Genomic DNA, 25,714 nt, shown 5'->3' with positions numbered 1-25,714 from the left:
CCGCTGGTCCCAGCCGGTTTTCCGCTCGTCCCCGGCAAGGCCCGCCGATCCCGAGGCTCTTGGCTGGGCCGGACTTCGCGGGGCACGACCTGTGCATCCCTTTTCAAGCCGGGCGCCTCTTCATGACCACGACCGCTTCATCCTTTGACCGTCGCTACGACCTGGACTGGATCCGGGTCGGGGCGTTCTTCCTGCTGATTCTGTACCACGTCGGCATGTTCTACGTACCTTGGGAGTGGCACGTGAAGACGCCGCATCCGGTCGAGGCCATCGAGCCGCTGATGCAACTGACCAATCCCTGGCGGCTGACCCTGCTGTTCCTGGTTTCCGGCGCCGCGACCCGGTTCATGGCCGACAAGGTCAGCGTCGGAAAGCTGACCGGCGCGCGGATCGCCCGGCTGCTGCCACCGTTGGTCTTCGCCATGTTCGTGATCGTGCCGCCTCAGAGCTATTACGAGATCGTGGAAGCGGCTGCGGCCAGTCCGGCCGCCGGGCTTGTCGTCGATCCTTATGGCGCGTTCTGGGTGAAATACGCCACGGCGTCCGGCCGCTGGTGCGACGCTGATGGCTGCCTCACTACGCCGACCTGGAACCACATGTGGTTCGTGGCCTATCTGCTGGTCTATTCGCTGATCCTGAGCCTGATGCTGGTGATCGTTCCCAAGCTGGGCGCCAAGCTTCAAGCCGGACTTGAGCGCGCTATGAAGGGACCCGGCCTGCTGCTCTGGCCCATCGCCTTCCTGGCCGTGACGCGCATGTTTCTGATGCCGCTGTTCGAGGTCACCCACGCCCTGACCGACGACTGGTACAATCACGCGGTGTCTTTCCCGGCCTTCCTGCTGGGTTTTGGCCTGGCCAAGTCCGAGACCCTGCGCGAACGCCTGATCAGCGCGCGCTGGCTCGCGCTGGTTCTGGCGGTTGTCTGCTGGGCGGCGTGGGCGACCTATGCCTGGATCTATCGCGCCGACGACGCCAATCCGGTTGAGGGGCTGCGGCTCGTCATGCGGTGCGTCTATTCGATCGACCAGTGGTGCGCGATCGCCGCCATCCTGGGGTTTGGCGCCAAACACCTGAACCGTGACGCGCCGGTCCTGCGTTATCTGACCCTGGCGGTGTTTCCGCTCTACATCGTCCACCAGACCCTGATCGTGGTCATCGCCCATCACCTGGCCAAGCTGAACCTGCCCCAGGGGCTGGAAGCGGCGATCCTGATCCTGGCCACCTTCGCGGGCTGCTTTGCGGCCTACGAAATCGTCCGTCGGATCCCGGGGGTGCGCTGGCTGTTTGGTCTGAAGTCTCAGCCGCGCGCCGAGGCCAGCCGACCGCCGGCGCTGGCATAGGCCTGGGTCCCCCGCGTGAACACGGTGTCGCCGGGCAGGATCTGCGCGATACCGATGTCGCCGGCATTGGCCAGACGGTCATAGATCGGCGCAAAGTCCTGCAGTGTGACCGCCTGGAGGGTCTGGATCGAGTCGATGACGAAGTAGGTCTGCTGGAAGTCGTCGATCCGGTAGGGGGTGCGCATCACCCGCTCAAGGTCAAAGCCGATGCGGTTTGGAGAGGGATCGTCGAGGGCGAAGATCGACTCGGTTCGCGAGGAAACAATGCCCGCCCCGTAGATCCGCAGGCCCTGCGGCGTCTGCATCAGGCCAAACTCGACCGTGTACCAGTACAGCCGGGCCAGATTGGCCAGTCGGCCCAGTTCCAGCGCCCGCTGCCCGCCTTGGCCATAGGCCTGCATGTAGTCGGCGAACACCGGATCGGTCAGCATCGGCACGTGGCCGAACACGTCGTGGAAGATGTCGGGTTCCTGCAGGTAGTCCAGTTCATCGGGCTTGCGGATGAACTGTCCAGCGGGGAATCGGCGGTTGGCGAGGTGGTCGAAGAACACGTCGTCAGGCACGAGGCCCGGCACGGCGACCACGCTCCAGCCCGTCAGGCGCTGGAGCTCCTCATTGATCCGAGTGAAATCGGGAATCCCGGACCGGTGCAGGTCCAGGGCGTCGAGACCGCGCAGGAAGGCGTCGCAGGCTCGGCCGGGCAACATGGCTGTCTGGCGCTCATAGAGCGTGATCCAGACCTCGTGCTCGGCCTGGGAATAGCCTTCCCAAGCCTGGTCGATGGTCCAGTCCGCCCGGGCTCCGGGCGGCGGCGAGGGAGTAAAACCGTCAGCGCTCATAAAAAGACGCTACGCCTCGTTGGCGGCAAGTATCGTTCGAATTTTGCCGAAAAGGGCAGTGTTTCCGACCAGATCTTGCGTCTAGTGCGAAATCCGGGGGCGAAGCTTGTAGGCGCCCTCATCGAAGGACTCGAAGATCACCGCCGTCTGGGGATGCTGCACCGGCTCGCCGGTCTCGTCAGCCAGCAGGTTCTGCTCCGACACATAGGCGACGTAGGTGTTCTCGTCGTTCTCGGCCAGCAGGTGGTAAAACGGCTGGTCCTTGAGCGGCCGGATGTCTTCGGGAATCGACTCCCACCACTCGTCGGTATTGGCGAACACGGGGTCGACGTCGAACACGACCCCCCGGAACGGGAAGATCCGGTGCTTGACCACCTGACCGATCGCGAATTTGGCGAATCTCGAATTCATGGGGTCGAGGATAGCAGTCCCACCTGACTGAATCCTGAACGTAGAATTCCGCAGACGGATAACAAGGCTTCCGCCCGCCGTCGCCGCGTTGCTATGCTCGGCCTCGAAGTGAGGCGCCGTGATTTGCGGCGTCTGCGAGACAAGGTGGAAAGACCATGTCGGAGGCGCCGCGCGCGCCCGACGCGTCCATCTCTTCCAATGCGGAGAGCGGGCGGCGTCGGCGGCCGCCAGGCGAGCAGTCGTGCTATGCGGCGCTCGATCTGGGCACCAATAACTGCCGCCTTCTGGTGGCGACACCTTCGCCGCGCGGATTTCGCGTCGTCGAGGCCTATTCTCGCATCGTGCGCCTGGGCGAGGGCCTGTCGCAGACAGGCCTGCTGTCCGAGGCGGCCATGGACCGCTCGATGGCGGCCCTGAAGGTCTGTGCGGAAAAGATCCGCCGTCGCAAGGCGATCAAGATCAAGGCCGTGGCCACCCAGGCCTGTCGCGGGGCCGACAACGGCGCGGCCTTCGTCGAGCGTGTGGCTGAGGAGACCGGTCTTCGCCTGCAGATCATTACCCCGCGCGAGGAGGCCCAGCTTTCGGTCGCCGGCTGCATGAGCCTGTTCGACCGCGATGCCGACGCCGCCCTGGTGGTGGATGTGGGCGGCGGTTCGACCGAGCTGTCCTGGGTTGATCTGAAAGGCGAGGGGCTGGACGCCAAGCCGCGTCAGTTCGCGGCCTGGAAGCTGCCGATCAAGGCCTGGCTGTCGATCCCCGTGGGCGTCGTAACCCTGGCTGAGCGGTTCCCCGAGGGCGAACAGGCCCAGGAGGGCTGGTTTCGCGCCATGGTCGATGACGTGAAGGGCCGCATCGAGGCCTTTCCGCATGCCGAGCCGATGCGGGACCTGTTCGCGCAGGACCGGGCGCATTTGGTCGGGACGTCGGGCGCGATCACCAGCCTGGCCGGCCTGCACCTGGGCTTGCAGCGCTATGACCGCAATGTCGTCGACGGGCTGTGGATGGAACGCAAGGATTGCGAGGCCGCTGCCGACCACCTGCTGGGGCTGACGGCGGCGGAACGCGCGCTGGAGCCGTGTATTGGCGCCGATCGCGCCGATCTGGTTCTGGCCGGCGCGGCGATTCTTCAGGCCGTTCAGGAGCTTTGGCCGTGTTCGCGCGTGCGTGTGGCCGATCGAGGGCTTAGAGAGGGGCTCCTGATGTCCCTGATGTCCGAACAGCAGCGTCGCCCGCGTCGGCGCCGCCGTGGCGGGGCGTCCAAGTTGAAGCCGGTGTCCGAATGACCGAAGAAGAACCGCCCCGCAAGCGCATGGTCAAGCCGCCGGCCGGCGGCACCGACGCCGGCCGCACCAAGCCCGCGCGCCTGAAGAAGACCTACGGCCGCACCACCTCGCAGCAGGCGTGGCTGGAACGGCAGATCAACGACCCGTTCTCGGCCAAGGCTCGCGCCATGGGTTATCGCAGCCGCGCGGCCTTCAAGATCAGCGAGATCGACGAGAAGTTCGGCTTCTTCAAGAAGGGCGCTCGCGTCATCGACCTTGGCTGCGCGCCCGGCGGCTGGCTGCAGATCGCGGTCGAGCGCGGCGTCACCCAACTGGTCGGCGTCGACCTTCTGCCCGTCGATCCCGTCGAGCCTGCCCACATCCTGGAGATGGACTTCACCGACGATGCCTGCCCGCCCAAGCTGATCGAGCTGCTGGGCGGCGCGCCGGACGTGGTGCTGTCGGACATGGCGCCCAACACCGTCGGCCACCGCGAGACGGATCACCTTCGCATCGTCGGCCTGATCGAGATGGGCGCCGAGTTCGCTATTGAAGTGCTGAAGCCCGGCGGCGCCTTCGTGGCCAAGGCCTTCCAGGGCGGCGAGACCGCCGACGTCATCGCCCGGCTGAAGAAGAACTTCGACAAGGTCGTGCACTACAAGCCCAAGGCCAGCCGCGCGGACAGCTCGGAGGTGTTTCTGGTGGCGACCGGGTTTCGGGGGCGGTGACCCGGCCTGTGGGGGGCATTGAAGGTCTGGTCTCGAGGCCGTTCCGCAACCTCGCGCTTTCGATCGCCTTCGTCCTGCTGGTCGGCGCGTGCGCGATCGTTGCCTATGGCGCTGCAGGCTGGCGGTTCGGCGACGCCCTCTACATGGTCACCCTGACCATCTTCACGGTCGGCTATGGCGAGGTTCGCGCGATTGATACCGACTACTTGCGCCTCGTCACCATGGCCACGATGGTGTTCGGATGCACCGGGGTCATCATCGTCACCGGCTCACTGGTGCAGGCCCTGACCCAGACTCAACTCGAACAGTTCTTCGGTAAACGCGTGGAAAAGACCATCGAGCGGCTGGAAGGCCACACCATCATCTGTGGCTTTGGCCGGATCGGCATGATGCTGGCCAGCGAACTGGCGGCGGCCGGCTCGAAGCTGGTGATCATCGAGCGCGACGAGGCGCGCGCCCAGCACGCGCTCGAGCTGGGGCATCTTTGCCGGCAGGGCGACGCGACAGACGAAGCGATGCTGAAGGCGGTGCATATCGAGCGGGCGAAGGTGCTGGCCACGGTTCTTGCGGACGACGCGGCCAATGTGTTCATTACGCTTTCGGCGCGCAGTCTGAACCCCAAGCTTCATATCATCGCCAGGGGCGAACGTCCGTCGACCGAGGGCAAGCTGCTGCAGGCCGGCGCTAACCGCGTGGTATTGCCCACCCACATCGGCGCAGAGCGGATCGCCGAACTGATCCTGTTTCCCGAGATGGCGCAGATTTTTCGGGGGGGACAGGCCGGCGCGACCCTCGACAAGGCCCTCGACCGTCTGGGTCTGGATCTGGAAATCCTCGTTGTTCCGCGCAGTGTCGCCCACGGGGCTCTGACCGCTGGCGACATAGAACGCCGCGCCGGCGCAGCCTTCCTGCTGCAGATCAATCGTCCCGACGGGACGGTGATCACCAAGCCCGACGTCGACCATCCCATAGAGGCTGGAGATGGCGTGGTGCTGCTGTCCAAGCTGGGGCGTGGCGCACTCGACAGCCTGTTCGAGGAAGCCGCTGCGGTCTCGGCCTAGAACCAGACCGTCAAGTGTCTTGAGCGGCTCGACAAACCTGAGCCCCGCCGCTATACCCGCGCCGCAAAATGGAGACTCCAATGGAGATTCGCGAAGGGCTCACCTTCGACGACGTTTTGCTCGAACCCGGTCCGTCCGACGTCATGCCGACCCAGGTGACGACCGAGACCAAGTTCACGCGTGAAATCAGTCTGAACATCCCGCTCGTGTCCGCCGCCATGGACACGGTCACCGAAAGCCGCCTCGCCATCGCCATGGCTCAGGCTGGTGGCATGGGCATCCTGCACCGCAATATGACGGTCGACGAGCAGGCCGATCACGTGCGCGAGGTGAAGCGCTACGAATCCGGCATGGTCATCAATCCGCTGACCATCAACCCGGAAACCACGCTCGCCGAGATCCGCGAGATCAAGGCGCGCCGCAAGATCTCGGGCTTCCCGGTGGTCGAGCGCGACACGGGCAAGTTGGTCGGCATCCTGACCAATCGCGACATGCGCTTCGAGGGCGACGACAAGGTCCCGGCCTCGGCGCTGATGACCCGCGAGAACCTGATTACGGTGTCCGAGGGCATCGATCATCGCGAAGCGCGCGAGATGCTGCGCAAGCACAAGATCGAGCGCCTGATCGTCGTCGACGAGGCCTATCGCGCCGTCGGCCTGATCACGGTCAAGGACATCGAAAAGGCCCAGGCTCACCCCCTGGCGGCCAAGGACGACAAGGGCCGCCTGCTGGTCGGTGCGGCCTCGACCGTCGGCGACGCCGGTTTCGAGCGCTCGATGGGTCTGGTGGATGCCGGCGTGGACGTCGTCGTCATCGACACCGCCCATGGCCACTCCAGCCAGGTCGCCCAGGCGGTCAGCCGTCTGAAGCGGGAAGCCAACCGCGTCCAGATCGTCGCCGGCAACATCGCCACCTATGACGCCGCCCGCGCACTGATCGACGCCGGCGCCGACGCGGTGAAGGTCGGCATCGGCCCCGGTTCGATCTGCACCACCCGCATTGTCGCGGGCGTGGGCGTGCCGCAGCTGACCGCAATCATGGAGGCCGTCCGCGCCGCCAGGGAAAGCGGAACGCCGGTCATCGCCGATGGCGGCATCAAATATTCGGGCGACCTGGCCAAGGCCATCGCCGCCGGCGCCAGCACGGCCATGATGGGCTCGATGTTCGCCGGCACCGAAGAGGCGCCCGGCGAGGTGTTCCTGTACCAGGGCCGCTCATACAAGAGCTATCGCGGTATGGGCTCGGTGGGCGCCATGGCCCGCGGCTCGGCCGATCGTTACTTCCAGAAAGAAGTGACCGACAGCTTCAAGCTGGTGCCGGAAGGCATCGAGGGCCAGACGCCGTTCAAGGGCGCCATCGCTCCGGTGCTGCACCAGCTGGTGGGCGGTCTTCGCGCCGCCATGGGCTATGTCGGCGCCCCAACGATCGCCGAGTTCCAGAGCCGCGCCCGCTTTGTGCGCATCACCGGCGCCGGTCTGCGGGAGAGCCACGTCCACGACGTGATGATCACGCGCGAGGCGCCCAACTATCCGAGCGCGGTCTAGATCATGCGGGTCGCCATCGAACTTCAGCTCCTCGCCGTCGCGGTCCTGATCGGACTGGTCCACCTGCTGTGGGCCAGCGTCGCCGCGCAACCTCAGCGGGGTCTGAAGTGGAATGTCGGCCCGCGCGACGAACCGGTGGTCCTGACGGGAATGGCGGGGCGCCTTGAGCGCGCCTCCGCCAATTTCCGCGAGACCTTTCCGCTATTCGCCGCCGCCGTGATCGTCGTCTATCTGTCGGGCCGGATCGGCTTTGTCAGCGCCCACGGCGCGCTGATCTATGTGGTGGCGCGCGCGATCTACATGCCGCTCTATGCTTTTGGCGTTCCTGTCGCGCGCAGCATCGTCTGGCTGATTTCCTTCATCGGCATCGGGATGGTCCTCGCGGCCATGGTGGTCTGACCCCATGCGCGACGGTGGACGGGTTTCAGCAGCGATCGAGGTTCTGGCCGAGATCGAGGCGCGGCATTTTCCGGTAAAGATGGCGCTCAAGCGCTGGGGCGAGAGCGCGCGCTACGCGGGCTCTAAGGATCGGGCCTTCGTGTCTGGCCTGGTGCTGGACGCCCTGCGTCGCAAGCGCTCGCTGGGCTTCATGATGGGCGACAGCTCCGCGCGCGGCGTGGTGCTGGGCGTCCTGGCCCACGTCTGGGGCTGGTCGCCCGAGCGCGTCGCCGAGGCGGCTGGCGAAGAACATGGCGCGGGCGCTCTGGCCGAGTCGGAGATCAAGGCCCTGGCCGCGCCGGCTTCGCTCGAGGATGCCCCCGCGCCCGTGGCCGGCGACTATCCCGACTGGCTCGAGCCCTTCCTGGCCCGCGCCCTCGGCGACGGCGTTCGGGACGAGATGGCGGCCCTGTCGCAACGGGCCCCCGTCGATCTGCGGATCAACACCATCAAGACCGACGCCGAGCGCGGCGCCAAAGCTGTCGCCCTGATCGGTGGCGAGCCGGCCGGCGTGCTGGAAAACGCCTTCCGCATTCCCGCGCCGCAAGCCGCTGATCGCACGCCCTCGGTCGAGGCCGTTCCGGCCTTCTCCAAAGGCTGGTTCGAGGTGCAGGACCTGGGCTCCCAGATCGCGGCGACGATGGCCGGCGAGATCAAGGGCAAGCAGGTCCTGGACTTCTGCGCCGGCGGCGGCGGCAAGACGCTGGCCCTTGCGGCCGCGATGAACAACACCGGCCAGATCTTCGCCCACGATAGCGACGCCCGCCGCCTGGCCGACACGATCCGTCGCAGCCAGAGGGCAGGGGTCCGCAACCTGCAGATCCGCTCGCCGATCGAGGCCGAGCCGCTGAAGGGCCTTGAGGGCAAGCTGGACGTCGTCTTCGTCGACGCGCCCTGCACCGGCTCTGGCACCTGGCGCCGCCATCCGGACGCCAAGTGGCGGCTGTCGCCCGACCAGCTGGCCAAGCGCCAGCTCGAGCAGGACAGTGTGCTGATCGACGCCGCTGACTTCGTAAAGGTCGGCGGACGGCTGGTCTATGTGACCTGCTCGCTGCTGGTCGAGGAGAACGAGGATCGCGTTGCGGCCTTCCTGGCCCGCCGTCCCGACTTTGCCGTCAGGCCGATCGCCTTTGAGGCCATTGCCCACCACGTCAGCGCCCAGGGCTTCCTGCGCCTGACCCCGTACACCGCTGGCACGGACGGCTTCTTCGCCGCCGTGCTGGAACGAACGCCGCAATAGCCTTCTCCCCCATGGGGAGAAGGTCCGACCAGAAAACGCCGGAGACCCATCGCCCATGACCGCCCCCGCCAATCACCAGCGCGTTCTGATCGTCGATTTCGGCAGCCAGGTGACCCAGTTGATCGCCCGCCGGGTGCGCGAGGCGGGCGTCTATTGCGAGATCCATCCTTTCGACAAGGCCGAGGCCCTGGTCGATGACTACGCGCCTTCGGCCATCATCCTGTCGGGCGGCCCGGCCAGTGTGCTGGAGGCCGAGAGCCCCCGCATTGGCAAGAAGCTGTTCGACCTGGGCGTACCCCTGCTGGCCATCTGCTATGGCCAACAACTGCTGTGCGACGTGCTGGGCGGCAAGGTCGAGGGCGGCCACGCCGGCGAGTTCGGCCGCGCCGAACTGACCATCGGCAAGGCCAATCCGCTGTTCGAAGGCCTTGCCGGCGTCGGCGAGCTGGAAACCGTGTGGATGAGCCACGGCGACCGCGTCACCGCCATTCCCGAAGGCTTCGAGGTCATCGCCACGTCAGTCGGCGCGCCTTATGCCGCCATCGCCAATGACGCCCGCAAGATCTACGCGGTGCAGTTCCACCCCGAGGTGGTCCACACCGTCAACGGCACGCAGGTCTATCGCAACTTCCTGAAGCTGGCCGGCCTGAAGGGCGACTGGACGATGGCGTCGTTCCGCCAGGAAATGGTCGGCAAGATCCGCGCCCAGGTCGGGACCGGCAAGGTGATCTGTGGCCTGTCGGGCGGCGTCGACAGCTCCGTCGCCGCCGTGCTGATCCATGAAGCGATCGGCGACCAGCTGACCTGCGTGTTCGTCGACACCGGTCTGCTGCGCCACAACGAGGCCGAGCAGGTCGTCACCCTGTTCCGCGACCACTACAACATCCCGCTGGTGCATGTGGACGCCGGGGCCGAGTTCCTGGGCGCCCTGGCCGGCGTCAGCGACCCGGAGACCAAGCGCAAGATCATCGGCGGCAAGTTCATCGACATCTTCGACCGCGAAGCCGCCAAGATCGACGGCGCCGACTTCCTGGCCCAGGGCACGCTCTATCCCGATGTGGTCGAGAGCGTCTCGGCGCGCGGCGGCCCCTCGGCGGTGATCAAGAGCCACCACAACGTAGGCGGTCTGCCGGACTTCATGAAGCTGAAGCTGGTCGAGCCGCTGCGCGAGCTGTTCAAGGACGAGGTCCGCACCCTGGGCGTCGAGCTGGGCCTGGCTCCCGCCTTCGTCGGCCGCCACCCGTTCCCCGGCCCGGGCCTGGCCATCCGCATCCCCGGCGAGATCACGCCCGAGAAGGTCGCCGTCCTGCAACAGGCCGACGCCATCTATCTGGAAGCCATCCGCGAGGCCGGCCTCTACGACAAGATCTGGCAGGCCTTCGCCGTGCTGCTGCCCGTCAAGACGGTCGGCGTGATGGGCGACGCCCGCACCTATGAGAACGTCCTGGCCCTGCGGGCCGTGACCTCGACCGACGGCATGACCGCCGACTTCTTCGAGTTCCCCTGGGATGTGCTGGGCAAGACCGCGACCCGGATCATCAACGAGGTCCGGGGCGTCAACCGCGTCGTCTATGATGTGACGAGCAAGCCGCCCGGCACGATCGAGTGGGAGTGACGGGGCGCCGCTTTAAGGACGTCTCGGCGCGCCTGGGCCAGGACCCTGTCAACGTCGCGCCCTGATAGCGGAGGCCCCGCTGCGGGATCGTTTGCAACCAAGAGCCCCGACCGGTTCTGGCGGACAAGGACGTGGTCCTTGTCCGCCGAAACCTGAACCGGATCGGGTCGTGCAGGCGCGGCTTCCCTCAGGCGAGCAACTCATACGCCGGCAGGGTCAAGAACTCCTCCAGCGTCTCGGACAGGGCCATCCGTGAGAACAGCAGGGCGGCTTCTTCCAGGCGCGGCGAGGCGAAGTCGCGGCGCAGGCCGTCCATCTCGTCGGTCAGCAGGCTGACGAACAGTTGCGAGGTGATCTCGCGGCCGTCATCCAGATCGGCGCCCAGCTTGATCCACTGCCACAGTTGGGTGCGGCAAATTTCGGCCGTGGCTGCGTCTTCCATCAGGTTGTAGAGCGGCACCGCGCCCCGGCCTTCGATCCAGGCCTGGGTGTAACGCACGCCGACCCGGATGTTCTCGCGCACGCCCGCCTCGGTGCGGACGCCCTCGTGCAGTTCCAGCATCTGGGGCTGGGTGATGGTCAGGTCGGACAGCCGCTTGTCCAGCTGGTTTGGCGTCGGCATCAGGCGGTCGAAGACCTCCATGGCCACGGGGACCAGATCTGGGTGAGCGACCCAGGTGCCGTCATGACCGGCGCCGGCCTCGCGTTCCTTGTCCGCGCGAACCTTGGCGAAGGCGGCCTGGTTGGCGGTTTCGTCGCCCTTGATCGGGATCTGGGCCGCCATGCCGCCCATGGCGAAGGCGCCGCGACGGTGGCAGGTCTGGATCAGCTTCAGCGAATAGGCGCCCAGGAAGGCCTTGCCCATCACCATGGCCGAGCGGTCCGGCGTCAGGAAGTCGGGGCGACGGCCCAGGCGCTTGATGAACGAGAAGATGTAGTCCCAGCGGCCGCAGTTGAGGCCGGCCATGTGGTCGCGCAGTTCAAAGATGATTTCGTCCATCTCGAAGGCGGCGGGAATGGTCTCGATCAGCACCGTGGCCTTGATCGTGCCATTGGCGATGCCCAGCGCGGCCTGGGCGTGGACAAAGACCTCGTTCCACAGGCGCGCCTCAAGGTGGCTCTCCAGCTTGGGCAGGTAGAAGTAGGGGCCGGAGCCTTGCTCCAGCGACGCCTTGGCGTTGTGGAAGAAATACAGGCCGAAATCGAACAAGGCTCCGCTGACGGGCAGGCCATCGACCTCCATGTGGCGTTCAGGCAGATGCCAGCCACGTGGGCGAATGACGAGGACGGCGGGGTTGGCTCCCAGCGCGTAGCTCTTGCCGGACTTGGGATCCACATGGGTCAGCGCGCCGGCCCAGCGGTCCTTCAGATTGACCTGGCCCTCGATCAGATTGGCCCAGGTCGGAGAGGTGGCGTCCTCGAAGTCGGCCATGAACACCTTGGCCCCGCAGTTGAGGGCGTTGATGATCATCTTGCGATCGACGGGACCGGTGATCTCGACGCGGCGGTCTTGCAGGTCCGCCGGGATCGGGGCCACGGTCCAGTCGCCTGACCGGACGTCGGCCGTTTCGGCCAGGAAGTCCGGAGCTTCGCCGGCGTCGAACAGGACCTGGCGAGCGACCCGCTTCGCCAGCAGTTCACGACGACGAGCGTCGAACCGACGGTGCAGGTCAGCCACGAAGGCCAGGGCCTCGGGTGTCAGGATCTCTACCGCGCGACCCTCGACAGGGCCTGTGATCTCAATGTGGGCGGCGATGTCGAGGGGCATGGAGAGATCCTGTAGTCAGAAGTCGTCGTTGTGGCCGTTAGGATAGGGTCAGGCGCTCTCTTGCGCGCCCTTGGGTCGGACTGTGGGAACAATCTGGTCGCCCCAGTTGCCCGCGCCGTCATGGAAGCGGGAAGAGCGAACCAGTTCCACCGAATAGCCGGCGTCGATGGCGCGGCGCACCGCTTCGTTCAGACGGTGCGAGGCTTCCGCCACCCGGTCAACCGCGCGTTCCTGCGCGGTCGGGTTGGGCATGGCGGCGGGGGTGAAGGCGGGAGCAGACATAGGGCAGTCCTCCTATCGGTGGGGTTGGTCGCGACCTATTCGGCCGCGAACTGGTTCATGGTGTTGCCGTGGCCGCCGGCCTTCAGGGCGCGCTCTCCGGCGACCATTTCCTTGAAGGTGTCGCCCAGGTCCGAGCCGACCTCGTGCTGGTGCTTGACGGCCGAGACGCCGCGGCGGATTTCCTCGCGCTGCACCGAATTGACATAGGCCTTCATCTTGTCGTCGCCGAAATAGCCGCGCGACAGTTCGTCCATGCTCTTGGCGGTCAGGTGGAAGGTCGGCAGGGTGATGAGGTTGTGGAACACACCGGCGCGGGCGGAGATGTCGGTCTGGAAGGCGGCCAGGCGGGCGTCGGTCTCGCGGCCCAGGTCGGCGTCGTCATAGTCGGCCGACATCAGGGCGATGCCGTCAGGATAGGAGTCAGCGTGGATCTTGCCCTCGGCGATCCACTGTTCGCGCACCTGGCGGCGCAGGTTCAGGGTCCAGTTGAACGATGGCGAGTTGTTATAGGTCAGCTTGGCATTGGGCACGACCTTGCGGATTTCCGAGACCATTGAGGCGATCTCGTCGACATTGGGGGTGTCGGTTTCGATCCACAGCAGATCCGCGCCGCCCTGGGTCAGCGAAGCGATGCAGTCCTCGATCACGCGAGCGCGGCCCGTGCCGTCCTGGAAGGCGAAGAGGCCGTTGGGCATACGCACCGGCTTTTCAAACTGGCCGCCGCGATAGAGCGCCAGCTCGCCCGGCAGGATCGGATTGTCCGGCGTGATGGCTTCGGTCTTCAGCCACTTGATGTAGTCGCTGGCCAGATCACCCGGCTCTTGGCTGACGGGCACCTTCTGGGTGAGGCCCGCGCCCAGGCTATCGGTACGGGCGACGATGACGCCCTCATCGACGCCCAGTTCCTCGAAGGCCAGGCGGCACGCGCGCAGCTTTTCAATGAAGTCCTCGCGCGGCACGGTGACCTTGCCGTCCTGGTGGCCGCATTGCTTGGCGTCCGAAACCTGATTTTCGATCTGCAGGCAGCAGGCGCCAGCCTTGATCATCTCCTTGGCCAGCAGATAGGTGGCGTTCTCGTTGCCAAAGCCCGCGTCGATGTCGGCGATGATCGGAACGACGTGGGTCTCAAAGCCGTCGATGGCCGCGATTGCGGCCTTTTCGGCCGCCTTGTCGCCGGCGTCGCGAGCGGTCTTCAGCGTCTTGAACAGGTCGTTGATCGCGACCTCGTCGGCCTGGCGCAGCGAGACATAGATCTCTTCGATCAGATCGACCACGGCGGTCTTCTCGTGCATCGACTGGTCGGGCAGGTGGCCGAAGCGGTTACGCAGGCCCGCAACCATCCAGCCGGAGAGATAGACATAGGCGCCCTTGGTGGTGCCACGCAGGCGCTTGACCGACTTGATCATCTGCTGGGCGTGGAACCCCGACCAGCACCCCAGCGACTGGGTGAACTTGCTGCTATCGGCGTCGTATGCCGCCATATCGGCTCGCATGACGGTTGCCATTTCGCGGGCGATGTCCAGGTGGGTCGAGAAGGTGTTCTGCAGCTTCAGCTGAATGATGTCGTCGATGCCGACGCCGCCGGGCGTCACGCCCTGCGGATAGCGGGCCAGGACGGTTTCGCGGTGTTGAGCATAGGTTTTGCGCAGCGTCATTGGTCTGATCCCCATCGTCGGCCGACCGCTGGGCGGTCGAAGAAAAGTTTGTAGGGAGAGCTAGCGTCGCGACCGCTCGGGCGTCGAACCTATTGAAGGTGATTTGTCACAGTCCGACTTTGTGTTTTCTGTAAATCTGTGACAAATTGACTGAATGGCGACGCATGACAAAAAGCTGTTTCTCGGTGGCAGGCTAAAGCGGCTTCGCCGCGACATGGGCGTAACCCAGAGCCGCATGGCCGAGAACCTGGGCGTTTCGGCCAGTTATCTGAACTTGTTGGAGCGCAATCAGCGGCCGGTCACGGCCCAGATTCTGCTGCGTCTGGCCGACGCCTATGATCTCGACCTGCGAAGCCTGTCGGCGGATGATCCCGGCGGCGGGGCCGGGCTGGAGGAGATACTGGCCGACCGGATGTTCGCTGATCTGGGGGTCAGTCGACATGAGGCGGCCGAGGTCGCCGAGTTGTCGCCGGGCATGGCCGAGGCCATGTCGCGTCTGTATCGCGCCTATCTGGATCGTGGCCGTCTGATCGATCTTGGCGTTTTCGAGCGGCCGGATGGCTCCGTGACGTCCTCATCGCAGACTTCGACCGATTGGGTGCGCGATCTGGTCGGATCACAGCGAAACCACTTCGCCGAACTGGAGACGGCGGCCGAGGCCATCGTTGCGGCCATGAAGGCTGACCATCAGGACCTCGGACCGGCTGTGCGGGCGCGGTTGCTGGAGCGCTTCGAGATCCAGGCGCGGGTCATGCCGGTAGAGGCTATGGCCAGTTCGCTGCGTCGCTATGACCATCACCGCAAGCGCCTGATGCTCTCCGAGACCCTGGCGCCCGCCAGCCGGATCTTCGCCATGTGCTATCAGTTGGGTCTGATGGAGGCTGACGAGACGCTGTCGACCCTGGCCGATCGTTTCCAGGCGCCGGACCGCGCCACGCGTCAGTTGCTCAAGGTGTTTCTCGGCAACTACCTGGCGGCGGCGATCATGACGCCCTACGAACCGTTTCTGGCGGCCATGGAGGCCAGCGGCTACGACATCGAGCGGGTGCGCTCGCGTTTTGGGATCAGCTATGAGCAGGCCGCCCAGCGCCTGACCACACTCAGCCGACCCGGGTCGCGTGGAACGCCGTTCTTCATGATGCGCCTGGATGCGGCGGGGAATATCTCCAAGCGCTTCGCGGCGGGTCCATTTCCGTTCTCGCGCTTTGGCGGAGCCTGTCCGCGCTGGAACGTCCACGACAGCTTCAAGACGCCGGGACGGATCATCACCCAGGTGATCGAGACCCCGGACGGGCAGCGCTACTTCACGCTGTCGCGGACGGTGCGCCGCGTCTCGGGCCTGCAGGCCGGATTGGAAGACGAGTTGGTCGTGGGGCTGGGGTGCGAGCTGAAATACGCCAGCAAGCTGGTCTATGCCCGGGGCCTGGACATGGCCTCGCCGATGACGGTCGAGATCGGCCCGTCATGCCGGATCTGCGAGCGTCCCGCCTGTCCGCAGCGGGCGGCAGCGCCGATCAACAGGACCCTGCTGGTTGAGGAGTCCAGCAAGGCCCTGTCGCCTTTTCCGTTCGTGACCTGACGCTCAGGTCTTGCGGCGGGATCGGCCGTGCATCGGGGAGGCGTCGATCTTGCCAGACCAACGGGATTTCAGGGCGAAACTTCAGTTCGCGCTTTTGGGCTCAGCGGAGCCCCATTTTTCCCGCGATCGTTGACCAAGGAACCAGCTTGAAGTTCTGATTCTCGGGAGGCGAAACGTTGCGGCCGTCCTGGGCGATGAAGGCTCCGCCTTCCAGGCCCGCGCCCAGCGAGAGGCTGGTGACCTCCAGGCCGTCAGTTTCCGAGACGCCGTCGATGCCGGTCGCGCCGTCGGCGATCACGGCGAACGAGCCGACATAGGCGTTGTCGCCCTCGCGCCGGAAAAGGGCGTAGCTGTTGTTGCCCTGGCTGGAGACCACCAGATAGCCCTTTCCGCCGGCTTGCGCGTAAAGGCCAACGCCCTCCAGATCGTCCTTCAGGGCTGAGTTGTCGACCACCCGGACCACGGCCTTGCGGGCCGTCCCGGTCGAGGGTTCGGCGCCCAGCTTCCACAGGGCGGTGTCTTCCTCGGCGATGTAGAGCGCGCCGGTTTCGTCGTCGGCGACGCAGCCTTCTGTCTGGGTGTCGAACTTCAGATCGCGAACCTGCTGGGCCTTGACCTTGCCGCCAGGGGTGGCGAGCAGTTTCCACTGCCGCACGCCGCCGTCGGGATCGCTGATGAACACAAAGGTTGCGCCGCTCTTGTTGCGATACATGCACAAACCGTAGGGATCGGAGAGGCCTGTGGCCTGCAGGCCGTCGGCGACGCTGGTCAGCAGCCGGGTGTCGGGATCGATGGTGTAGATCGCGATGGCCTTGCGGGTGCGGTCGCTGGCCGTGACCAGGGTGACAGTCTTGCCGCCCAGCTTGAAGCCGCCGCGCAGGTCGACATTGTTCATCTTGCCGTCGGGCAGGGACTGCAGCAGCTTGCCCGACAGGTCATAGACCAGCAGGCCGCCCTTCTTGTCGGTGGCGATGATGGCGTTCTTCGTCGGATCGGTCGGGTGGACGAAGATGGCCGGATCGTCGGCCGCGTCGCCGCCGTTCTCGACGGGCGGCGTCTCCATGGTCGCCTGGACCAGGGCCAGAGTGCTGGGCGTCGCCTGGGGCGCGGCCTGGCCGGGCGAGACCTTCAAGGCGGCGGCGACGTCCTGCCATGACAGCACCTGGGTGTTGGCCCCGACCTTGCGGTCGTCAGTGACCAACAGGGCGCCGGCCGGCAGGCCCGGGCCGACGGGGGTGCGCAGTCCGAACAGGCCAGCGGGTCCCTCGATGGCGTCCGCGCCCTTGGCCTGGACGCGGAAGGCGCCCAGGAACCGGTCATCCGCATTGCGGTCATAGACGTTGTAGTCGCCGGCGTCGGCGTTGACGGCGACCAGGTAGTTGCCCTGGTCTCCGCCGTTCAGGATAGCCAGGCCGCCCACCTCGCCCTTGATGCGGCCCAGACGGTTGATGTCGATCACGGTGGCCACAGTCTCGGCCTCGGGGTCGGCGTCATAGCGCCAGATGCCGACCGCCTGCTGGGCGACATAGAGGGCGCCCGAAGGGTCGTCGGCGACGCAGTACTTGGCTTCTGACGACAGGTGCAGGCGGCGGACCAGACGGCCGTCCAGCTTGCCGTCGGCGGTAGGATACAGCAGCCACTGGTCCAGCTGACCGTCACCGCCGAGGGCGAAAGCGTATAGCGAGCCGTCGCGGGGGCTCTTGTGCAGGCACAGGCCTTCGCCAGCATAGCCCAGCATCAGCGGGCGCGCGTCGATCGCCTGGGCCTGGCCTGAGGTGAAGTCATAGCTGGAAAGGCGGATGCGGCCGGCCTGACGATCCAGCACCGCCAGCACCGTCTGGTCGCCGATCTCGCGCGTATCGACGCCATAGGTTTCGCCGCCGGGCAGGGCGGTTTTGCGGGCGCCGTCCAGGCTATGGAACTCAAGCCCGCCCAGTTCTCCGGTCGCGGCGATGATGCTCTTGCCGGGGTCAGCGCTGTTATAGAGCAGGGCGGCGGCGTTGGCCCCGCCTTGCTCGGTGGGAACGGTCGCACCTACAGCAGCGACGCTCACCGTCGGTGCGGCCTGCGTGGCTTGGGCAAGAGCCTGATCTGCGACGAACAACAGCGCTAGAGCGCTGGCGGCGAGGTGTTGGCGGCGATGGATCATGATGTGTCCCTCTGTATCGCATCTTCGATGTGCGATTGGCCTGACCCGAAGGTGCAGACGCCAAAGCCGAGACCTGGATGCTACCGATTTGGCCTCTCCTACAGCTTTCAATCGAAGGAATACAGGTCGGCCGCGTTGCGGGCGCGCCAGGTTGGAACTTTGACGTCCTCCCAATGGCGACGCCGCCGAGCTGGTAGCGCCAGCGGCTTGATTCCGGGACGCAGCTTGGTTCTGGCGTGGTCAATTGCGTCGTCACGCTATCGAGACGATGTGCAGATTTCACCGATATGGCCTAGGGTTCCTATCCAGAGTCGAGGATGATCCTACCGGATGCGCGCTACGATCAAGGATGTGTCAGCGGCCGCCGGCGTCTCGACCAAGACCGTGTCGCGTGTGCTCAATCGAGAGAAATACGTTTCGGCGGAACTGCGGCAGCGGGTCGAGGGCGCGATGGCGCGACTCAACTTTCAGCCCAGCGCGGCGGCGCGCATGTTGGCTGGAAAACGCAGCCATCAGATCGCGCTTTTCTATGACAATCAGGGCCCTCATTACATCCATCAGATCCAGACCGGGATCTGGGAACGGTGCGTTGAAGAGGGTGTGCGGCTCCTGGCTCAGCCCAGTGACGCGGCCTCGCCCAGCCTGCCCTTGGAAGTCGGTGGCCTGATCGACCAGACCCAGGTGGATGGCGTGATCCTGTCTTCGCCGGTCACCGACTCGATTGCCGCGCTTGAGGAACTGGACCGGCGCGGCATGCCCTATGTCCGCATCTCGCCCGGCACCGATCATGGCCGCAGTCCGTCGGTGTCGATGGACGACGTCCAGGCCGCCGACGACATGACCAGCCACCTGATCGCGCTGGGACACAAGCGGATAGGCTTTATCGTCGGCCACCCCAATCACACGGCCAGCGACCTACGGCTGTTCGGCTATCGCCGGGCGCTGGACCGCGCCGGCCTGGCGTTCGAGCCTCAATATGTCCGGCCGGGCCTGTTCGACTTCGCCTCGGGCGTGGAGGCGGCCGAAACCCTGCTCGACTTGCCCAATCCGCCCACCGCGATCTTCGCCAGCAATGACGACATGGCCGCCGGCGTGCTGACGGTAGCCCATAGGCGGGGCATGGCGCTGCCGGGGGACCTTTCGGTCGCCGGCTTTGACGATATCGCCCTTGCCGGACAGCTTTGGCCGCCTTTGACCACGGTGCGACAACCGACGCGGCAGTTGGCCTATGCCGCCGCCAGCCTGCTGTTCGAAGGCGTCGGGAGCCCGGCCCACCGCCGCTTGCCGCACGAGCTTGTCCTGCGCGCATCGACCGCCGCGCCCAAGACCTCTTCGTAGAGGGCCAAGCCTAGGCCGGGATCAGGAACTTCGCCGCCAGGATGCTCAACACCAGGGCGATCACCGTGGCGATGACGATGATGAGCAGTGGGCGCAAGCCATGCTCGGTCAACGATTTCATGTTCGAACGAATGCCTGTGGCGGTCACCGCGCAGGCGAGCAGGGCGGCGGCAGCCTTGCTGGAGCCCTCGGCCACCACGGCAGGTATCAGGCCGAACGAGTTGATGGCCGCCAGGCCGAAAAACCCGATCACGAACCAGGGCAGGATGAAAGTGGAGATCCTGGCCTCGGGATCCTTGGGAAAAAACACCGCTACCACCATCATCGCCGGGGCCAACAGCGCCACGCGGGTCAGCTTGACGATGGCGGCGTTCTCTCCGGCGGCCGGCGAGAACGAATAGCCGGCTCCCAGGGACTGGGCGACATCGTGGATCGAAGCGCCCAGCATGAAGCCGGCCTGGACGTCGCTGAAGTGCAGGTGGCGCGCCAGGATCGGATAGACGGTCATGGCCAGCGTGCTCATCGCCGAGATGCCGACCAGCACCAGGGTCAGTTGGGCCTGTGGCGTGCGGCGCTCACCCAGCAGGCTGGCGAAGGCCATGGCCGCCGAGGCCCCGCAGATCGCCACGGCGCCGCCGCACAGCGCGCCGAACGCCCCCGAGAACCCGAAGCGTCGAGCCAGGAACACGCTGCTGCTAAGGGTGATGGCTACGATGGCGACGACCGCGATCAGGGCGGCGGGACCCAACTGGACGATCTGGCCAAAGGTGATGCGCGTGGCGACAAGCACGATGCCCCAGCGCAGCAGGGTGCGCGAGGCGATGGTCAGCCCAGGCTCGAGTCGCGTGTCTTCGGCGAGGAAGCTCATCGAAAGGCCAAACAGCAGGCACATCAGGGTGAGCGGCGCGCCGTAGTGGTCTGAGACATAGGCTGCAGCCAGGGTCGCCAGGGTCGCAACTGCTAGACCGGGTGCATAGACGCTGGCTCGGATCATCGATTTTCCCCGGAATCGTCCCGATTCACGCAAATTTCGCAGCGCAAGTCGCCATACATCAATGTGACACCGTTATCATATCGGAGGCGCTGGGCAACCGGATGAAGCGACGCCACCCGAGAATTCGGAATACTCGGTGCGATAATCGGACGAATTTCGTCTATGGAGAGTCAAATCTAAGATTTTGAAAATACAATTCGCTATGAAAAATTCTGCTACAGCGTATTTGGGCTCTATGTGAAAATATATATTGATTTTTCTGAGTAAATTGACTCTCCGCGATGCGCATTAAAAGTAAATTCAGTTCATTTCGCCAATTTTTTGCGTTGGCGGTGAAAATTTATGGATGCGAAGTGGCGTTGCCATAACGTCGCTCTTCGCTAGTATGACAGCGATGACATATCTGATTGCCCCTCCTGAAAGCCGCCCCCTGTATGAGGGTGGCCCGCGCGTATCCTCGGTCGCTTGGGGGATGTGGCGCTTTCGCGGCGCTGATGTCGGCGCGGCGCGATCGCTGATTCAGGCCGCGCTTGACGCCGGCGTGACCCTCTTTGATACGGCCGATATCTACGGTCCCGACAACGGCGAAGGCTTTGGCGCTTCGGAGGCTCTGCTGGGTCAAGTCCTGGCGGCGTCGCCCGAGTTGGCCCGTCGCATGGTTGTCGCCACCAAGGGCGGCATCGTCATCGGAACGCCCTATAACTCCAGCGAGGCCTACGTCGCTTCGGCCATCGATGCGTCGCTGCAGCGCCTGGGCGTCGAACACGTCGCGCTGTGGCAGATCCATCGTCCGGACATCCTGACCCATCCTGCTGAGACCGCCCGCGCGCTGGAAGCCGCGCACAAGGCCGGAAAGATTGGCGCGGTGGGGGTGTCGAACTACACACCCTCGCAGGTCGAGGCCCTGGCTGCGCATCTGTCGCTGCCGGTCGTGTCCTGCCAGCCCGAGTTCTCGCCTTTGGCGATCGCCCCCCTAAGTGACGGTGTCCTGGATCAGGCTATTACGCGGAGCATGACGGTGCTGGCCTGGTCGCCCTTGGGGGGCGGGCGCCTGGCTTCGCCGACGGATGACCGCGCTCGCGCCGTGAGCGCCATTCTCGACGAGATCGCCGAGACGTTCGGCGTGTCCCGGTCGGCGGCGGCCTATAGCTGGATCATGGCGCATCCCGCCCACCCCATTCCAATCGTCGGCACGCAAACTCCGGCCCGTATTGCCGAAATCCCCGACGCTTATCGGCCGCGCTGGACGCGCACTGACTGGTATCGCGTCCTCGTCGCCTCCATGGGAGCGCCCTTGCCATGAACCGTCCCCCTTGCGAGATCAGCTGGTTTTCCGCCCTCTGCGACGACGACTACGAGTTCCTGGGTGTTCCGGATCTGAAGCTGAAGTCCAGCTGGGAACACTGTCGTGATATCGTCCTGCAGGCCGAGTCCGGTGGGTTTGACAACATCCTGCTGCCGTCCGGCTATGAGCTGGGCATCGACACCACGGCTTTCGCCGCCGGCGTCGCGCCGCTGCTGCGTCGAATGCGCCTGCTGATGGCCGTGCGGATCGGCGAAATGTGGCCGCCACAACTGGCGCGGCAGATCGCGACGATCGACCGGATGCTGGGCGGCCGCCTGACCGTCAACATCATCTCCTCTGACATGCCAGGAGAGAAGCTGGCCTCTGCTCCGCGCTATGCCCGCACCGTCGAGGCGATGAGCATTCTCAAGACCATGCTGAACGGCGAGGCGCTGGATCACCAGGGCGAGTTCTGGAACCTGAAGCTGGATCCGCCGCGCGTCGGCACAGTCTCGGGCAAGGCCCCGCTGCTCTATTTCGGCGGCCTGTCGGAAGATGCCCGTGAGGCCGCCGCCAAGGGTTGCGACGTCTTCCTGATGTGGCCGGACAAGAAGGAGGTGGTCGCCGAGATCATCGCCGACATGACCGCCCGAGCCGCCAAATACGGCCGTACGCTGCGCTACGGCTACCGCGCCCACGTCGTCGTTCGCGACAGCGAGAGTGAGGCCCGCACCGCCGCTGACCGGCTGCTAAGCAAGCTGGACGAAGACGCCGGCGCCGCCATCCGCGCCAAGTCTCTGGATTCGACCTCGGTTGGGGTCCAGGCCCAGGCCGCGTTGCGCGCAGGCGCCATGGACGATGGCTACGCCGAGGCAAACCTGTGGACCGGGGTGGGCCGGGCGCGTTCGGGCTGCGGCGCGGCGATCGTCGGTGATCCCGACCAGGTGCTGGCCAAGCTCAACGACTACCGCGACATGGGCATCGAGGCCTTCATTCTGTCGGGCTACCCGCACGCGGCCGAGGCCGACCTGTTTGCCCGCCATGTGTTGCCGCACATCGATCATGGGCCGCTGGTCTAGTGCACGCCTCCAACGATCACCACGCCGGGAGCCGGCCTTTCGTCGTCGGCATCGGCGGCACGGCCGGCGGTTCGTCCTCGACCGAGCGCGCCCTGGCGATCGCCATGAAGGCCGTCGCTGCGCGCGGTGTCGACACCCAGATGTTCGGCGGCGAGTTCCTGGCGCGGCTTCCGATCTATGTGCCCAAGGCGCCGCAGCGCACGGCCGAGGAGATCCAGTTCGTCGAGACGGTGCGCCGTGCCGACGGCCTGGTGATCGCCTCGCCCGGCTATCACGGCAGCGTCTCGGGCATGATCAAGAATGCGCTGGACCTCCTGGAGGAAACCGCGCGCGACAGTCGGGTCTATCTGAGCGGCATGCCGGTGGGCCTGGTGGTCACCGCCTATGGCTGGCAGGCGACGGGCAGCACGATATCGGCTTTGCGATCAATCGTGCACGCGTTGCGTGGCTGGCCCACGCCGATGGCCGCCGCGATCAACACCTCCGCGTCGCGGTTCGGAGACGACGGAACCTGCGAAGATCCTGCCGTTACAGCACAATTGGGCCTGATCGGCGATCAGGTCGCCGACTTTCTGCAACTGCATCGGAAGTCGGCATGACCGCCCTGGGAGGGTGCTGAAAGGCCTCTCAGTTTTTCTAGAAAGACCAAGCCTCATCAAGAGGCGAATAAGCCTACCCAAGAGGTAGGAATTAAGAAGTGGGAGGGAATTGAGACATGAAAATTCACACGAAACGCGCACGCATGCTGGTCGGCACGGCGCTCACGACGCTGGTTCTGGGCGGCTTCGCGGTCACGCCGGCTCTGGCCCAGTCCAACGACGACGCGCCGGTCATCGCTGAAGTGATCGTCACCGCGCAGAAGCGCTCGGAAAACCTGCAGAAGGTTCCGATCTCCATCAGTGTCGTCAGCGGCGAAGCCATGGAGCGCGCCAACGTCAATTCGGCGGAACAGCTGATCCAGATGGCGCCATCCCTGACCTTCAGGAAGGGCAACACCAACAAGGACTCGGCCCTGACCGTGCGTGGCGTGGGCACCGTCTCCTTCGCATCGGGCGTTGAGCCTTCGGTCTCGACCATCGTTGACGGCGTGGTCTATGCCCGTAGCGGCCAGGCCACCGCCGATTTCCTGGACCTGGAGCGCATTGAAATCCTGCGTGGTCCGCAAGGCACCCTGTTTGGCAAGAACGCTTCCGCCGGCGTGATCAGCCTGATCACGCGCGCGCCGAAGCAAGAAAAGAGCGGCTATATCGACGCCTCCTACTACGAGGGCAACGAGTACAGACTGCGCGGCGCGATCTCGGGTCCGCTCTCGGATACGCTTGCCGGGTCGCTGGCCGGCTTCTTCAGCCACTACGACGGCAACGGCAAGAACGTCTTCAACGGCGAAGACGTGAATGGCTACGAGCACAATGGCCTGCGCGGCCGCCTGCGCTGGGAGCCGAATGAAGACCTTACCGTCGACCTGATCGCCGACTATTCGCACAACGTCGACACCGGCTATGCGGACAGCATCGGCACGGTGTTCTCGAGCGCCTACAACGACGCCGTGTTCTCGCCATCGCTGAAGCCGCTGACGCCGGGCGCCGGCAACAAGGACATCGACAACGACCAGTCACCGTCGACCAAGGACATCAACAGCGGCTTCTCTGCCCAGGTGAACTACTCGCTGGGCGACTATACGGTCACCTCGATCACGGCCTACCGCAACTGGAAGAACCAGCAGGCGCGGGACGGCGATTTCCGCTCTGACTCCCCGAAATACGTCGCGACCGGAGCCCTGGCGGCTGACATCCGGACTGCCGACTATGGACGGCTGAACTTCGACCAGTTCACGCAGGAACTGCGGCTCGCGTCCCCGACCGGCCAGTTCTTCGAATATGTCGGCGGGCTCTATTATTACCATACTTGGGAGAGCAACTACTTCACCCGTACGGTCACCAATTGCACCAGTTCAACCCTGGCGCCGGTGACCCTGGGCGCTCTGGGTGCGGCAACGCCCTGCGCGCCGGGTTCCTCGACCTATGCCGCCAACCAGGGCATCGGTGAGTTCTCGGCGACCCTGACCAACTACGCCGCCTTCGGGCAGGGCACGCTGAACTTCTCCGAACGTCTGCGCGGCATCGTCGGCGCGCGCTGGACCCAGGACAAGATCGAGTTCGTCCATCGTCGCCTGCGCACGTCGGGCGCGGCGGGCCTCAGCGGCGTCAACCCGACCTTCTCGGGGACGGGCGGCACCAAGGCTGACGGCTGGTCGGGCAAGGTTGGTCTGCAGTATGATGTCCTGCCGACCATTCTGGCCTATGGCAGCTATACGCGGGGCTACAAGGGTCCGGCGATGAACGTGTTCTTCAACATGCAGGCCATCGATAACTTCGGCATCGCGCCGGAAACCTCGGACGCCTACGAAGTCGGCGCCAAGTCCCGTCTTCTGGACGGCCGCCTGATCCTGAACCTGTCGGCGTTCAACACGACCTATGACAACTTCCAGGCCACGAACCTGGATCTGATCGGCACCACGGTGGTTTCGCGCCTGACCAATGCCGGCACGGTCAAGACCCAGGGCTTTGAGGCCGACTTCACGCTGGAGCCGATCCGGAACCTGCGTCTGAACGGCGGCTACGCCTATATCGACGCCAAGATCGACAAGTTCAAATGCCCGCCCACCGGCGCCTGCCCGGCATTGGCGATCAACGGCAAGCCTCTGCCCCTGTCGTCCAAGCACAAGGTCTCGTTGAACACGAGCTACTTCGTGCCGCTGGAAGGCCAGAAGTTCGACTTGGACTTCAATGTCGGCGCGCAATACCAGAGCAAGATGGGTTTCGACATCAATCAGAACCCCAACGCTGTCCAGAAGGGCTATGGCACCATCGACGCCAGCGTCGCTTTTGTCAGCAAGGACAACAGGTTGCGCCTGGCTCTGATCGGCAAGAATCTGGCCGACCAGCAGTTCGTCATCAACCGCATCCCCAACGGCGCGTCGTTCCTGCGGCAGATCACGCCGCGTGACGCCGAGCGCTATTTCGGCGCGAGCCTCCGCTACAACCTCTTCTAGTACGCCTATCCTGCAAACGGGCCCGGCGACCTTTCCCCAAGCCGGGCCCGTTCTT

21 protein-coding genes are annotated in these 25,714 nt (G+C 65.2%); 14 read left to right on the top strand and 7 right to left on the bottom strand.

What is annotated here, in order from left to right; translation table 11 throughout:
- The first annotated feature begins 122 nt into the window (after positions 1-122).
- Positions 123-1,340, top strand: a complete 1,218-nt coding sequence (locus tag ACW176_RS17095; RefSeq protein ID WP_492109984.1) for an acyltransferase family protein — start codon at positions 123-125, stop codon at positions 1,338-1,340.
- On the opposite strand, the gene phhA is transcribed toward ACW176_RS17095, so the two are convergent.
- Together phhA and hspQ are read right to left on the bottom strand one after the other, a co-directional pair.
- Positions 1,298-2,179, bottom strand: coding sequence for a phenylalanine 4-monooxygenase (phhA, locus tag ACW176_RS17090; protein WP_492109983.1), 882 nt, complete (start codon positions 2,177-2,179; stop codon positions 1,298-1,300). The two genes, ACW176_RS17095 and phhA, sit on opposite strands and share 43 nt — an antisense overlap.
- Before the next feature lie 81 nt (positions 2,180-2,260).
- Entirely contained in the window at positions 2,261-2,590 is a 330-nt protein-coding gene (hspQ, locus tag ACW176_RS17085; RefSeq protein ID WP_419255669.1) for a heat shock protein HspQ, read from the bottom strand.
- Between the two features lie 155 nt (positions 2,591-2,745).
- Between hspQ and ACW176_RS17080 the strand changes: the two genes are divergently transcribed.
- From ACW176_RS17080 to guaA, 7 genes are all read left to right on the top strand, one after another.
- Positions 2,746-3,873 (top strand): Ppx/GppA phosphatase family protein, encoded by a 1,128-nt coding sequence (locus ACW176_RS17080; protein WP_492109982.1) that lies wholly within the window; start codon positions 2,746-2,748, stop codon positions 3,871-3,873.
- Positions 3,870-4,580 (top strand): RlmE family RNA methyltransferase, encoded by a 711-nt coding sequence (locus ACW176_RS17075; protein WP_492108446.1) that lies wholly within the window; start codon positions 3,870-3,872, stop codon positions 4,578-4,580. Before ACW176_RS17080 ends, ACW176_RS17075 begins: the two co-directional genes overlap by 4 nt.
- Positions 4,577-5,641, top strand: coding sequence for a potassium channel family protein (locus ACW176_RS17070; protein ID WP_492109981.1), 1,065 nt, complete (start codon positions 4,577-4,579; stop codon positions 5,639-5,641). The genes ACW176_RS17075 and ACW176_RS17070 overlap by 4 nt, the downstream gene beginning before the upstream one ends.
- Positions 5,642-5,721: 80 nt before the next feature.
- Positions 5,722-7,185 carry an IMP dehydrogenase gene (gene guaB / locus ACW176_RS17065; RefSeq protein ID WP_492109980.1) on the top strand — a complete coding sequence of 488 codons (1,464 nt, stop codon included), beginning with the start codon at positions 5,722-5,724 and terminating at the stop codon, positions 7,183-7,185.
- Between the two features lie 3 nt (positions 7,186-7,188).
- Positions 7,189-7,584 carry an MAPEG family protein gene (locus ACW176_RS17060; protein WP_492109979.1) on the top strand — a complete coding sequence of 132 codons (396 nt, stop codon included), beginning with the start codon at positions 7,189-7,191 and terminating at the stop codon, positions 7,582-7,584.
- 4 nt (positions 7,585-7,588) lie between these two features.
- Positions 7,589-8,863, top strand: a complete 1,275-nt coding sequence (locus ACW176_RS17055; protein WP_492109978.1) for an RsmB/NOP family class I SAM-dependent RNA methyltransferase — start codon at positions 7,589-7,591, stop codon at positions 8,861-8,863.
- Positions 8,864-8,918: 55 nt separating this feature from the next.
- Positions 8,919-10,478: a glutamine-hydrolyzing GMP synthase gene (gene guaA / locus ACW176_RS17050; protein ID WP_492109977.1), complete on the top strand. Its 1,560-nt coding sequence runs from the start codon at positions 8,919-8,921 to the stop codon at positions 10,476-10,478.
- A gap of 187 nt (positions 10,479-10,665) precedes the next feature.
- Here the strand turns inward: guaA and aceB are convergent, their stop codons facing one another.
- The 3 genes from aceB to ACW176_RS17035 are packed head-to-tail and all read right to left on the bottom strand — an operon-like array spanning position 10,666 to position 14,183.
- Positions 10,666-12,246, bottom strand: coding sequence for a malate synthase A (aceB, locus tag ACW176_RS17045; RefSeq protein WP_492109976.1), 1,581 nt, complete (start codon positions 12,244-12,246; stop codon positions 10,666-10,668).
- 48 nt (positions 12,247-12,294) lie between these two features.
- On the bottom strand, positions 12,295-12,528 hold the full coding sequence (locus tag ACW176_RS17040) for a hypothetical protein (protein WP_419255660.1): 234 nt from the start codon (positions 12,526-12,528) through the stop codon (positions 12,295-12,297).
- A gap of 35 nt (positions 12,529-12,563) precedes the next feature.
- Positions 12,564-14,183: an isocitrate lyase gene (locus ACW176_RS17035; RefSeq protein ID WP_492109975.1), complete on the bottom strand. Its 1,620-nt coding sequence runs from the start codon at positions 14,181-14,183 to the stop codon at positions 12,564-12,566.
- A 154-nt stretch (positions 14,184-14,337) separates the two neighbouring features.
- Here ACW176_RS17035 and ACW176_RS17030 point away from each other — a divergent pair, with 154 nt between their 5' ends.
- The gene (locus ACW176_RS17030; RefSeq protein WP_419321293.1) at positions 14,338-15,762 is read left to right on the top strand and encodes a helix-turn-helix domain-containing protein; all 1,425 of its coding nucleotides are present in this window, start codon (positions 14,338-14,340) and stop codon (positions 15,760-15,762) included.
- Positions 15,763-15,862: 100 nt separating this feature from the next.
- Here the strand turns inward: ACW176_RS17030 and ACW176_RS17025 are convergent, their stop codons facing one another.
- Positions 15,863-17,911, bottom strand: coding sequence for a phytase (locus ACW176_RS17025; protein ID WP_492109974.1), 2,049 nt, complete (start codon positions 17,909-17,911; stop codon positions 15,863-15,865).
- A gap of 330 nt (positions 17,912-18,241) precedes the next feature.
- On the opposite strand from ACW176_RS17025, the gene ACW176_RS17020 reads away from it, so the two are divergent.
- Complete coding sequence (locus ACW176_RS17020; RefSeq protein WP_492109973.1) at positions 18,242-19,249, top strand: LacI family DNA-binding transcriptional regulator; 1,008 nt, start codon at positions 18,242-18,244, stop codon at positions 19,247-19,249.
- Between the two features lie 10 nt (positions 19,250-19,259).
- Here ACW176_RS17020 and ACW176_RS17015 read toward each other — a convergent pair whose 3' ends face one another.
- Complete coding sequence (locus ACW176_RS17015) at positions 19,260-20,243, bottom strand: YeiH family protein (RefSeq protein ID WP_492109972.1); 984 nt, start codon at positions 20,241-20,243, stop codon at positions 19,260-19,262.
- A gap of 472 nt (positions 20,244-20,715) precedes the next feature.
- Between ACW176_RS17015 and ACW176_RS17010 the strand changes: the two genes are divergently transcribed.
- The 4 genes from ACW176_RS17010 to ACW176_RS16995 all read left to right on the top strand — a co-directional run bounded on the left by ACW176_RS17010 (position 20,716) and on the right by ACW176_RS16995 (position 25,659).
- Positions 20,716-21,546 (top strand): aldo/keto reductase, encoded by an 831-nt coding sequence (locus ACW176_RS17010; protein WP_492109971.1) that lies wholly within the window; start codon positions 20,716-20,718, stop codon positions 21,544-21,546.
- The gene (locus ACW176_RS17005) at positions 21,543-22,607 is read left to right on the top strand and encodes an LLM class flavin-dependent oxidoreductase (RefSeq protein ID WP_492109970.1); all 1,065 of its coding nucleotides are present in this window, start codon (positions 21,543-21,545) and stop codon (positions 22,605-22,607) included. The genes ACW176_RS17010 and ACW176_RS17005 overlap by 4 nt, the downstream gene beginning before the upstream one ends.
- Positions 22,607-23,206, top strand: a complete 600-nt coding sequence (locus tag ACW176_RS17000) for an NADPH-dependent FMN reductase (RefSeq protein ID WP_492109969.1) — start codon at positions 22,607-22,609, stop codon at positions 23,204-23,206. Before ACW176_RS17005 ends, ACW176_RS17000 begins: the two co-directional genes overlap by 1 nt.
- Before the next feature lie 116 nt (positions 23,207-23,322).
- Positions 23,323-25,659: a TonB-dependent receptor gene (locus ACW176_RS16995; protein ID WP_492109968.1), complete on the top strand. Its 2,337-nt coding sequence runs from the start codon at positions 23,323-23,325 to the stop codon at positions 25,657-25,659.
- Positions 25,660-25,714: the final 55 nt, after the last annotated feature.

This window comes from Caulobacter sp. FV1ye13L (assembly GCF_058681155.1).
Note: the sequence above shows the minus strand (reverse complement) of the source record. Positions and strands in the feature narration are given on the sequence as shown.